General features: G+C 58.3%; 14 protein-coding genes. All 14 read left to right on the forward strand.

Features of this window, described 5'->3' with window-relative positions:
- The first annotated feature begins 157 nt into the window (after nucleotides 1-157).
- A complete protein-coding gene (locus PYR66_20095) occupies nucleotides 158-1,243 on the forward strand; it encodes a phage protease (GenBank protein ID WEF27556.1) in 1,086 nt (361 codons plus the stop codon).
- Entirely contained in the window at nucleotides 1,236-1,631 is a 396-nt protein-coding gene (locus PYR66_20100; protein WEF27557.1) for a hypothetical protein, read from the forward strand. The genes PYR66_20095 and PYR66_20100 overlap by 8 nt, the downstream gene beginning before the upstream one ends.
- Nucleotides 1,632-1,642: 11 nt before the next feature.
- Nucleotides 1,643-2,551 (forward strand): Mu-like prophage major head subunit gpT family protein, encoded by a 909-nt coding sequence (locus tag PYR66_20105; protein WEF27558.1) that lies wholly within the window; start codon nucleotides 1,643-1,645, stop codon nucleotides 2,549-2,551.
- The gene (locus tag PYR66_20110) at nucleotides 2,552-2,908 is read left to right on the forward strand and encodes an HI1506-related protein (GenBank protein ID WEF27559.1); all 357 of its coding nucleotides are present in this window, start codon (nucleotides 2,552-2,554) and stop codon (nucleotides 2,906-2,908) included.
- A 12-nt stretch (nucleotides 2,909-2,920) separates the two neighbouring features.
- Entirely contained in the window at nucleotides 2,921-3,349 is a 429-nt protein-coding gene (locus PYR66_20115; GenBank protein WEF27560.1) for a DUF1320 domain-containing protein, read from the forward strand.
- On the forward strand, nucleotides 3,346-3,996 hold the full coding sequence (locus PYR66_20120) for a DUF1834 family protein (protein ID WEF27561.1): 651 nt from the start codon (nucleotides 3,346-3,348) through the stop codon (nucleotides 3,994-3,996). Before PYR66_20115 ends, PYR66_20120 begins: the two co-directional genes overlap by 4 nt.
- Nucleotides 3,986-4,156 carry a DUF2635 domain-containing protein gene (locus PYR66_20125; protein WEF27562.1) on the forward strand — a complete coding sequence of 57 codons (171 nt, stop codon included), beginning with the start codon at nucleotides 3,986-3,988 and terminating at the stop codon, nucleotides 4,154-4,156. The genes PYR66_20120 and PYR66_20125 overlap by 11 nt, the downstream gene beginning before the upstream one ends.
- Nucleotides 4,156-5,574 carry a phage tail sheath C-terminal domain-containing protein gene (locus PYR66_20130; GenBank protein WEF27563.1) on the forward strand — a complete coding sequence of 473 codons (1,419 nt, stop codon included), beginning with the start codon at nucleotides 4,156-4,158 and terminating at the stop codon, nucleotides 5,572-5,574. The genes PYR66_20125 and PYR66_20130 overlap by 1 nt, the downstream gene beginning before the upstream one ends.
- Nucleotides 5,575-5,587: 13 nt before the next feature.
- Nucleotides 5,588-5,962 (forward strand): phage tail protein, encoded by a 375-nt coding sequence (locus tag PYR66_20135; protein ID WEF27564.1) that lies wholly within the window; start codon nucleotides 5,588-5,590, stop codon nucleotides 5,960-5,962.
- Nucleotides 5,962-6,357, forward strand: coding sequence for a hypothetical protein (locus PYR66_20140; protein ID WEF27565.1), 396 nt, complete (start codon nucleotides 5,962-5,964; stop codon nucleotides 6,355-6,357). Before PYR66_20135 ends, PYR66_20140 begins: the two co-directional genes overlap by 1 nt.
- A gap of 113 nt (nucleotides 6,358-6,470) precedes the next feature.
- Complete coding sequence (locus PYR66_20145) at nucleotides 6,471-8,621, forward strand: phage tail tape measure protein (GenBank protein WEF27566.1); 2,151 nt, start codon at nucleotides 6,471-6,473, stop codon at nucleotides 8,619-8,621.
- Nucleotides 8,621-9,934: a DNA circularization N-terminal domain-containing protein gene (locus tag PYR66_20150; protein WEF27567.1), complete on the forward strand. Its 1,314-nt coding sequence runs from the start codon at nucleotides 8,621-8,623 to the stop codon at nucleotides 9,932-9,934. Before PYR66_20145 ends, PYR66_20150 begins: the two co-directional genes overlap by 1 nt.
- Nucleotides 9,918-11,153, forward strand: a complete 1,236-nt coding sequence (locus PYR66_20155) for a phage tail protein (GenBank protein ID WEF27568.1) — start codon at nucleotides 9,918-9,920, stop codon at nucleotides 11,151-11,153. Before PYR66_20150 ends, PYR66_20155 begins: the two co-directional genes overlap by 17 nt.
- Nucleotides 11,137-11,718: a phage baseplate assembly protein V gene (locus tag PYR66_20160; protein ID WEF27569.1), complete on the forward strand. Its 582-nt coding sequence runs from the start codon at nucleotides 11,137-11,139 to the stop codon at nucleotides 11,716-11,718. The genes PYR66_20155 and PYR66_20160 overlap by 17 nt, the downstream gene beginning before the upstream one ends.
- The last annotated feature ends 27 nt before the right edge of the window (nucleotides 11,719-11,745 follow it).

Raw genomic sequence — 11,745 nt, forward strand, 5'->3', positions numbered from 1 at the left:
GGGTGTTCAGGCGTTTTTAAAAGCGGTTTAAAAGCGTTTAGCGCTATTGCCCTGCACCCTGACAGAGTGACATGATGTTGACGCGGTTCCTTCCTTTATATACCCACTGAAGTCCTTCAACTGAAATCGTCGCCGGCATCCCCGTAATGTCAGCGTCATGAAAACTCGTATCGCGTCACTCTCACAGGTTATCAACGCCGCCACTCGCGGCGTGATCCAGCTGTTACCGGCCGGCACCTTCCGTGCCGGCGATGGTCGCCCGGCTGAATGCCCTGACGGCTGGTTTATTGACGGCACTATCGCGGCCGCGCTTATCGCGGCGGCTGACGCCCGCCAGACCCCCTATGTCATCGACTACGAACACCAGACCCTGCGATCGGCGAAGAACGGTCTGCCGGCTCCGGCTTCCGGCTGGTTCAAAAAGCTGGAATGGCGCGAGGGTGTGGGTCTGTTCGCGGTCGATGTCGAATGGACTGAGGCCGCCGCCGCCGCTATCGACGCCGGCGAATACAAATTTATTTCCCCCGTATTTTTGTACGACACCAGTGGTCTGGTCACCACGTTAATCAACGCGGCCCTGACCAATACGCCCGCCCTGGACGGTATGGATGAGGCGATGCTTGCCGCCGCGTCTCTGCTGGCCATCAATTCAACTGAGGATTCAACAATGGAAGATTTACTGGAGCAGCTCCGCTGGTTTCTGGGACTGCCGCTTTCGTCAACGGAAGCCGACATTTTAAACGAGCTGCAGAAGCTCATTAACAAAATTAAGGCTTCGGACAGCCAGGCTGCCGCCGGTCTTGCCTGGATTAATGGGCTGGAAGCCAGCGTCGCTGCGCTGACATCTCAGGTTGAAACTCCGGACCCGTCCCGCTGGGTCTCTGTTGAAGTCATGAATCAGGCTATCGAGCAGGCCCGCGCCTCTGGTGAAGAGCAGATTGCACAGCTGACGAACCAGCAGTCCGCTGACCTGATTCAGGCTGCATTGTCTGACGGCCGTCTGTTGCCGGCGCAAAAAGGATGGGCGGAGGCGTTGGCCAAATCCAGCCCCGACAAACTCCGTGATCATCTGAGTAAGCAGCCTCGCATCGCCGCGCTGACGACTACTCAGACTGGTGGCCGTGCTCCTGCAGGTCAGCCATCCCGCACTATTTCCGCCCCGGACGATGAGCTGAATCCGGCGATGCTCAGCATCATGGGGCTTGATCCGAACAACTTTAAAGAGGAATCCGGCAATGCCTGATCGTAACACTCCCTGGCGTAACGGCGATCTGGTCGCCGTGCCTGTGGCTGCGGCCACGATGATTTATGGCGGACACCTGGTCGGCGTTAACGCCAGTGGTCTGGCCGTTCCGGGGGCAGCCACTGCGACCCTGACCATCTTCGGCGTCTCCGATGAGTATGCCGATAACACTGCCGGCGCGGCCGGGGCGACGTCTGTTCTCGTGCGTCGAGGTAAGGCGTGGAAGCTGGCGAACCTGTCCGGGGACGCCGTAACCCAGGCAGATGTCGGTAAGTCCTGTTATGTCGCCGACAGTATCACCGTGGCAAAAACCAGCAACACCGATGCACGACCGGTGGCCGGTAAAGTTATTGCCGTCGAGTCCGACGGCGTCTGGGTTGAAATTTAAGGAGAGCAGCCGTGATTGTTAACAAGCAGAACCTGAAAACCATTTTTATCGGTCTCAAGAAGACCTTTCAGAATGCGTTTGATCAGACGCCAAACGACTGGCAGCAGATTGCGATGGTCGTGCCGTCCACCACCAAAGAAGAAAACTACGCCTGGCTTTCGCGCTTCCCGAAAATGCGCGAGTGGATTGGTGAAAAAGTGGTGAAAGCCCTTGAAGGCTTCAGCTACACCATCCGTAACAAAGACTGGGAAGCGACCATTGAGGTCGAGCGTAACGACATCGAAGACGACACTATGCTGGGCTATGCACAGCAGGCACAGGGCGCGGGCCAGTCGGCAGCAGAACTGCCGGCCGATATCATCGGGCGACTGATGAGTGGTGGTTTCACCAACCTTTGCTATGACGGTCAGTATTTCTTCGATACCGATCATCCGGTGGGTAAAAACTCGGCTTCCAACAAAGGGACCAAAAAACTGTCTGCGGCGACGTTCGCAGCGGCTCAGGCATCCTACGGTGCCGGTCGTTCAGCGATGCGTGATTTCAAGGACGATGAAGGGGAAAGTCTGCGTATCAATCCTGGCGTACTGGTTGTCCCGCCGGCGCTGGAAGATACCGCCAACTACCTGATGACGGCTGACCGATTCCCGGATAACACGCCGAACATCTACAAGGGGACAGCGAAAGTACTGGTCTGGCCAGGGCTGGCGACGGATACCGAATGGTATCTCTTTGATACCACCAAGCCCGTCAAGCCGTTGGTCTACCAGGAGCGTAAAAAGCCGGTATTCGTTGAGCAGACGAATATGGACAGCGACGACGTTTTCCTTTTGAAGAAATACAAATTTGGTGCCGAAGCCCGCTCCAACGGCGGTTATGGCTTCTGGCAGATGGCTTTTGGTTCAACCGGGGTGGATGCATAAATGCCTGAAATTACGATTACCTCCAAGCGCGACGGGTTCCGTCGCTGTGGCGTGGCACACCGTGACGTGCCTGTGACCTGGCCGGATGGCAGTTTTACCGAAGAGCAGATCGCCATCCTGCGTGCCGAGCCTGCGCTGGTCGTGCATACCGGCGCGATCAGCGGCGATGATGACAAGCTGAAGGCCGCACTGGGACGCATTCAGGAGCTGGAGACCCAGCTGGAGGAAGTGACCACTGACCGCGATCGTCTGCAGGCAGCGCTGGCACTTCAGACGGCGAGCCTGTCACCGGAGGCGAAGGATAACGCTGCTGACGATACTGCAGCGGCTGAGTCTTCGGCTAAAGCGAAAAAGTAAGTGGAGCCAGCTATGTACGCAACCCGGGACGATATGGTCAGTCAGTTTGGTGAAACGGAATGTATCGCGCTTTCCGATCGTGACTATACCGGTGAGATTGACGACGACGTGCTGAACGGTGGCCTAGAACGGGCCACCGCCACCATCGACAGCTACCTTGCTGGCCGTTATCCGGTGCCATGGACCGATACGCCCGGGATCCTGACGGGTAAATGTTGCGATATCGCCCGGTACGAACTGACCGGCGCACAGACGCAGAACACGGAGGAGATACGTCAACGTTATGAAGACGCAATCAGGTATCTGGAGCGTGTGGCTGATGGCCGCATCACGCTGGGCCGTCTCCCGGATGGCTCAGTCGCTCAGGGCGGGAGTGTTTCCCGCTTTTCCTCGAATGGCCGGGTTTTCGGGCGCAGTGAAACGGATGGGGGTGCATTTTGATTATCACGCAAATCGAATCCGCCATTATCGACAGGCTCACCCGGGGGCTCGGCAAACTGGTCCGCGAGGTGCGTTCCTACAGTGGCGAACTCGATGGCGAACCTGCTGAGGTGGTTCGCCAGTTGCCGGGGGTATGGGTCACGTTTGGCGGTGTACAGGGTTCAGAGCTGCTGAGCACCGCCCGTAATAAGTGGCGTGATACCGGGCGTTTTGTGGTCATCGCGGGCGCGCGAAGCGTGCGCAGTGACCAGGCTACCCGGCACGGTGGGCCGTCATTCAACGAGGTCGGCTCCTACCAGCTGGTTTACGCCATACGCCGGCTGCTGGCGCGGCAGGATTTAGGGTTACCGATTGACCACCTGATGCCCGGCAAGGTGCGAACCCTGTTTAACACGCAGGTCCAGAAGGCCGCTATGTCCGTATTTGCCTGCGAGTTCGACACCCGTTTTGATTCTGAATCACTGCAAAATGGCCGCTTCCCGCTGGCTCCTGCAGACCTGCCGCCCGGCCATCCTGACCAGATTTTTGGCGAGTATGGCGGTGCAAGCAGCGAAGACGATCCGGCCTGGCTAACCACTGATTTGCAGTATTTCCTGAACGGCCGGGAGCCGTTCGCTGCTGAGGACATTATTCATCATGAAAGTTAAAGCCCGTGAAGGGATCCGAGTACCGCGCGAGGATAACCCCCGCCGCTACATCGAGCAGGAGCCTGTAGAGGTTCCCGGGAGCACCTATTACCAGCGCCGTCTTAACGAGGGCGACCTGGTCGAAGTGACTGAAGCGACTACCGGCAAAGGAACTAAATAATGTCCAGCCCGAATATTTCTTTCGACAATATCCCGTCGAGCATCCGCAAGCCGGGGCAGTATTTCGAGTTCAACACGCGACTTGCGGTACGCACGTTGCCGGCGAATGCGCAGAAGGTACTGATTGTCGCCCCGATGCTCGCCAGCGGTAGCCTTGATCCGCTTGTGGCTACCAGTGTCTTCAGCGGCGATGAGGCTGCGGTTTACTTTGGCTACGGGTCCGTTGCGCACCTTATGGTCGTGACGGCCATTAGCACCTATGCCTATCTTGACCTGACCGTTATCGGTGTCAGCGATGCGAGCGCAGGCGTTGCCGCCGCCGGTACGCTGACCATCACAGGGCCTGCCAGTTCGCAGGGCGTTGTCAGCCTGTGGGTCGGTAAAACCCGTGTGGATGTGGCCGTCAGTGCGGCAGACACTGCAACGGCCATCGCCGCAGCAATGAAAACTGCGATCGACAATCAGCCGGAACTGCCAGTTACTGCTGCAGTGGCTGCTGGTGTCCTTACGCTGACCGCGAAGAACAAAGGTACCGCCGGCAACGATATTCGCCTGCGTGCACAGACCAGCGCGTCAGGTACGACGACTGCCATCGTTGCGATGGCCAGCGGAGCGACTGACCCGGATATCGCGCCGGCGCTGGCGAACGTCGTGGCTGCAGGTCACAACATCATCATCAGTCCGTTCTGCACCCAGGCAACACTGACGGCACTGCGTACCCATCTGGATTTTGTTTCCGGCCCGATGGAGCAACGTGGCGCGGTGGGCGTCGCCGGCTGGTCGGGTACGCTTGCCGCCGGTACCACGCTGGCGTCACAAATCAACAGCGGACGTATTACGGTGGGCTGGCATAACGGTTCCGTCATGCTGCCGGCAGAGATTGCGGCGGCATATGGCGCACGTATTGCCAGTGAAGAAGACCCGGCCCGACCGCTGAACACCCTGACGCTCGCGCTGGATGTGACGGACCTCGCCAGCCGCCCGGGACGAACCGAGCAGGAAAACGCACTGCATAACGGCCTGACTCCGTTTGAAGTGGGTTCCGGTGAGACGGTGCAGATCGTCCGCGCCATCACGACCTATACCCGCAATGCCAGCGGCGTCGATGACGTGTCTCTGCTGGACCTGACGACCATCCGAACCCTGGATTACGTGCGTAAAGCCTGCCGTGAGCGCATTGCGTTGCGCTTCCCGCGTGAAAAGCTCTCTACGCGTACGCCGCCACTGGTCCGCAGCGAGCTCTATGACGTGCTGCTGAAGCTGGAAGAGCTCGAAATCATTGAGGAAGTTGACGCCAATAAGGATGCGCTGATTGTCGAACGCGACAGCCAGGATGTTAACCGCCTGAATGCCCGTATTCCGTCGGATGTGGTGAACGGTCTCCACGTCTTCGCCGGTCGTATCGATTTGCTTCTGTAAGGAGAGCATGTAAATGGCACTTGAAGAATACGTCGGCTCAATCGTCCTGTACGTGGACGGCCAGGAGATTGAGGTTACCGATATTCGTCCTCAGACGAACACCGGCCGCAAGCTGGTGAAGACCATGAACCGCACCGGCCGCGCTAAAGGTTACGCAAAAGGTATCGCCGAGCACCAGCTGCAGATCACCGTTGTGATGCCGAAAAACGTCGCGCAGCCGGACTGGGATGAAATGGTGGGCGCAAAACTGACCACCATGGATATGGACGGTAACCCGCTGTATAGCTACCTGGACTGCTTCTCCACCCAGACCGGCGAACAGTACACCGTGGATAACGAAGCCCGCCGCGATATCACGATCCAGTCACTGCGTAAGGTACAAGGCTAATGAAAGCATCAGGACAATTACTCTACGGCGTGCCTCACGGTGACGTCATCCTCTACGACTACACCGTGACGGTTCCGGTAATACGGCATACCGTCAATGCCCTGGCGGCGACAAACGAAGCCTTTGGCGAAACGGAATCGCCTGCAGCCTCGATGTACTACCGCGTGGCGGTCATGGCTGAAGTCATCGAGTCTCTGGGCGACCTGAAAAAGGAAGACATCACGGCAGAGCTGTTACTGGATGGCCTGACCGATGACGACATGGACCTCCTAGATGCAGAGCTGGCCGGGCTTAAAAAAAAGCGGATGCGCGTACCGCCGGTCTCTCAGGGCTCCGACGAGCCACCCTCATCCTCGGACGATTTGGCATCAGCGCAGACCGCATCGAAGGAATGACAGTCAGCGAGCTGACCAACTGGCTTGACGATCTCGACGGGTTGCACGGCAGGAAGCCGGCTTCCCGTACTCCTCATGTAAAATCCCGCAGGAAAAAGAAGGGGAAAAGGTAAATGCGTGCTCTACAGCTTGCCATGACCCTGATGGCAAAAGACCAGGGGTCTAAGGTACTGCGCCAGACTCTGGCCGACGTCTTAAAGCAGACCAATGCCAATAAGAAAGCCGAGGAAGAAGCCGCCCGCGTCCGTGAACAGTCGGCACAGAGCGGCATCCGCGCATCCCGAACCCTGCAGCAGGAGTATCAGCGGGCAGCGAATGCCCGTTCTGTGCTGGGGATCCGTTCTGAACGCGACATCCAGCGCGAGATAGCGCAGACGCAGGCCGCCTATAATCGTCTGCTCCGAACCGGCACCCTCACCGCTAATGAACAGACCCGCGCGTTTCGTGCGATGACGAACCAGGTCGCGCAGCTGCGCACCGAGCTCAATGGTGCCGGTCAGTCAATGTCACGCATGGAACGCGCCCGTATGTGGGGTGGTAATGTCACAGCGTTCGCCGGCGGTATCGCAGCCGCGGGGGCTATTGTCGCCCCCTCAGTGCGTAACCAGATGACGTATCAGCAACGTCTGGCCATGATGGCCAACACTGCGTTTGCAGATGATAACCTTGCCGGCCGTCAGGCAGGCATGCAGTCGATGGATAAGTTGATCCGCCGTGCCGTTTCTGTTGGTGGTGGTAGTAAGGAGACGGCTGCTGATACGCTTGATACGCTCCTGGCCTCCGGGGCTGTTGATTACGGTTCAGCAGAACGTCTACTCCCCACACTGCAAAAATATTCAACGGCAACAGGTGCTGATTCTAAAGACCTCGCCATGATAGCGATTCGTCTGAAGCAAACTTTCGGCCTCAATGATGGTGATATACCTAAAGCTCTCAACATGGCGATAAGTGCTGGCCAGGCTGGCTCATTCGAGCTTGCCGATATGGCGAAGTTCTTACCGGCTCAGCTTGCGAATGCGAGTAATGCCGGCATGAGAGGCCTGGACGATTTCGCTTCCCTCCTGGGTTTTAATCAGGCAGCTGCTATTACTGCAGGTTCCAGTGATCAGGCGGGTACGAACGTAACTCAATTGTTGGCAAAAATAACGAGCCAGGATGCAGCAAATGCTGCTGCCCGTATCGTTTATAACGGTAAAGGTATTGATCTTCCGGGCTCCATTGTTGCCGCCCAGGGTAAGGGATTGAATGCTCTTGATGCATTTAGTGGGATAGTAGACAAGATCGTCGCGAGTAATCCTGCATATCAGAAACTTGAGAAACAACTAGCGGGTACGACTGACGGGTCTACCCGCCAACAAATAATGGCATCTCAGGCAAAAGTACTGGAAGGCTCTTCTGTTGGGCGAATTATCGCAGATCAGCAAGCACTGATGGCCCTGGTTGCCTACAGAGCGAATCGCAAATATGCCTACGATGTCCGAGATAGCGCCAACCTTCAGCGGGATTTGCCTGAAGGGCAGACAGCTGGTGAGCAGAACTTTGAGTTAATCAAAGGGACAAACCTTTTCAAGGTCAACCAGCTCAACAATACCCGGGATTTTGCGCAGATGGACTCTATCCAGCCGCTGTCAGATGTGCTGGGTAAGCTCTCTGGCGAACTCAACGATTACGCTGGCGCGTATCCGGGCCTGACAAAAGCACTAGCTGGCGCTGAAACCGCAATCAAAGCAATGACGGCCGCAGCATGGGCGTTCGCCGGCATCAAGTTTCTTTCCTCTGCAGGTGCGGCAGCAACAGCCGGCGGTACTGCAGCGGCAGGTGCTGGAGCAGCCAGCCGTATTCCGGGCTGGGCTGGCCGGCTCGGCCTCATCGGTGGTCGTGTACTGGCACCGTTTGCACTCTGGCAAGGTGCTGACGCCGCGCCACTGTTGCAGGTCAGTCGTGGTGATGCCGAGGCGCGCGCCCGGCTTGAAAAAGGTAATTACCCTAACGATCAGGCCAGGATGCTTGATGCACTGAAATCCCGCCCGGGGCTCATGGATGCATGGGATGAAGTAAAAGCCTGGTGGGCTTCACCATCAAGTATCAGCATCCCTCAGTCTGCCAACGGTTACCCGGTGCCTCCGTTCGCGCAGCAGCCAGCGGCGCAGCCCCTCATCAACATCACCACCCAGCTACAGGTCGATGGCCGGGTACTGGCAGAGGTTGTTAACGAAGCTAACGGCCAGTCTGCTGCGCGTGGGCCGCAGGGAGGACCGCACTGATGGCATGGGAAACAGACCTGCAGGACGCCAGCTTCCGGGGCGTCGCGTTCGATATCATTACCGCGCGTGACAGCGTGCAGCGCGATATCGCCCAACATGAATACCCGTATCGCAACGGGGCTAATATTGAAGACCTCGGCGGTAAACCCCGTAGCCTGCAGTGCCAGGCGGTGTTCTTTGGTGACGACTACGAAAGCAGGCTGCAGGCGTTTATCGCCGCCCTCGATACGCGTGGCCCGGGCGAGCTGATTCACCCTGTGTTCGGCTCCATGCCGGATATGTTGTGTTACGTCTACCAGGTAAACCACGACGCGGAGAACCCCGATTACTGCACCGTTGATCTGCAGTTCCTGCAGGATGGTCTGGATGTCGAGTTCTTTGTACGCGAGTGGCCACTCAGCCAGGCTGACGCCATCTTTAACCAGGCCCAGGGGATTCTCGATAACGCCGCGACGCTGCTGGATAACGCCATGAAGCCGCTACGAACGGCGCGGCAGTATCTGGCCCGGGCCAAAGCGCTGGGCGTGACGGCGCTGAATATGGTTGCTGTTCTGCGCGGCGATATCACCGGTTTTATCAGCAGCACCACCGATTTTGTGAATTTCCCGTCGGCCTTTATGAACGATATTCAGTCAGCCCTTAGCCTGCAGAGCTCAGCGGCGATGAGCTCTATCAGCAGCGACTCTGCCGTCTATGCGTCAGCGCCGGCCGTGGTCATCGCGGACTGGGCGGCGGTAAAAACACAGGCCGATGAAGTGGCCGCACTGCCGGCGGGTCTGGTCACTGGCGATGTAACCGCATCAGTCGAGATGCCGGCGAACGTGACCACCAGTGATATCCGCGAGCTCATCGCGATGACCATGATCAGCGTGGCCATCGAGCTGGCGCAGCAGGCGTCAGACCTTCTTAGTGATGAGACCATCACGGCTTCACTCAGTCCCGCTGATATCAGTCTGATCGCCGGTGATGCCCGTCAGGCGGTACAGAACGCCATCGACAGCGTGCGCAGTACCTGGGCGGCGGAGATGGAAAACGTCAGCAGTTCAGAGACGTCGATCGCCCTGCAGTATCAGCCGGTGATTGATGGCCTGCGCGATACTGCGCTATCCCTGCAGTCGATGGCTGTGGCCCTGATTAATGCCCGGCCGCCGATGATTCAGCGCACTGTGGCCAGCGCCTCGAACCTGCACCTGCTTGCGCACCTGTGGTACGGCGACTACACCCGCGCCGGCGAGCTGAAGCTCCTGAATCCGTCCCTCCGGGACCCTAACAACATCATCCCGGGGGACGTGCTGAATGGCTACGCAGAATAAACAGGCCGCGCAGGATATCGACCTCGACAAAGTCTCTGTGATCGTCGGTGGTAAGGTGCATTCCGACTGGTCCGGCTACGGTATCGACAGCGACTTTCTTATCCCCGCCGATGCCTGGTCGATGCGTCTCGGTCTGCCGGCCGGCATCTTCCCTGAAGGCGTGGCCCGGGGTGTTCCTGTTCAGGTTCGCGTCGGGCCGGATGTTGTGATGTCCGGGCGCATAGACCGGGTTTCCCGTACAGTCAGCCGGGATCAGGTATCGCTGTCCGTCACCGGCCGTGACGGTGCAGCCATCCTGGTGGACTGCGCATCACCTTTGCTGACCAGCCGTCAGGCCAGCCTGGAAGAAGTCATCGCCCAGGTCGTGCGGCCGCTGGGTATCAAAAACATCGAGCTGCACGCCGAGAGCTCGATCCGCAATGACAAAATCACCACCGAACCGGGCGAGCGTGCCTGGGATATCCTGTTGCGGGCCTGTGCCGGTCGCGGGCTCTGGCCGTGGTTCCGCCCGGATGGCACGCTGGTTATCGGTGGCCCGGATTACACCACTGCGCCGGTGGCCACGCTGGTGATGCGCCGTTCCGGCGAGGGCAATAACCTGCTCAGCCTCACCGATGAAAGCAGCATGGAGCGCAGCTTCTCCCGGCTCACCGTGCTGGCGCAGGGGCATGCACATTCGACTAACAACAAGAAAGAACTGGGGATAGTTGATGTTGACAGTGTGACCACTGCGACTGTGGCAGAAGATGATGACACCGCGATCGAGATGGAAACCGGCATCGCCGAGACCGGACAGCACGGTCTGCAGTTTATCGTTGAGGATCCGACGGTCACGTATTACCGGCCGCAGGTGGTGGTTATGCATGACGCCGATGACCTGGACCAGGTCCGCTACCGCGCCCGCAAGATGATGGCCGATGCTCGCCTGGAGGGTTACAGCCTGATTGCCCGGGTTCAGGGCCACCGTACCAGCGACGGCGTGTTATGGGAGCCCGGGCAGCGCATCCACGTTATCAGCGAGCCTCACGGCATCGATGCCGTCTATTTTCTGATGGGGCGGGAGTTCACCGGCGGACGTCCGGGCGGCGCGGTGACCACGCTCAGGCTGAAAGAAGACGGCGTCTGGATACCTGACGCGTGGCCGAAGAAGAAAAAGGCCCGTAAGGGACGGAAAAAGAAAAAACTGGAAACGGGAATAGTCGATGTGGAACCAGGTTGATCAACGTATCCGCTCCGCACTGCGCGGTATCAGGCTCGCTTTCAGGGGGCGTTTAACCCGTGTTAAAAGCGATTTAAGTATCCAGCAGGTGCAGGTTAACGGCCTCGCCGGCGAGAAGCTGCAGGACGCCGAACTGTTCCAGCACTTCGGGTTTACCAGTTGCCCGCCTGCCGGCACTCAGTGTATCGTGCTCCCTATCGGTGGCCAGACGTCCCATTCCATCATCATCGCCACGGAGAACGGCGCATACCGCCTGCAGGTGGCGAGCGGTGAAGTGGCCATCTACTCTGACGAAGGCGCTTTTGTGCATATCAAAAAGGGCCGTATTGTCGAGGTGGAGTGCGACGAGTACCACGTGAAGACAAAAAAATATACCGTGGACGCAGAGGACTATGGCGTCACCGCCACCGCCGGCGCAACATTTGAGACGCCATTACTCAAAGCCTCTGACCAGCTGGCCGACGGTAAATCGACGCTCGATGCGATACGCGAGACCTATGATGACCATGACCACGAACATGGCGGCGACGCCGGCACAACGGATAAACCGAACCAGCAGATGTAACCCCCTCCGAACCCACTGAACCTCTTC

This window comes from Klebsiella aerogenes (assembly GCA_029027985.1).
GTDB classification, from domain to species: domain Bacteria; phylum Pseudomonadota; class Gammaproteobacteria; order Enterobacterales; family Enterobacteriaceae; genus Klebsiella; species Klebsiella aerogenes_A.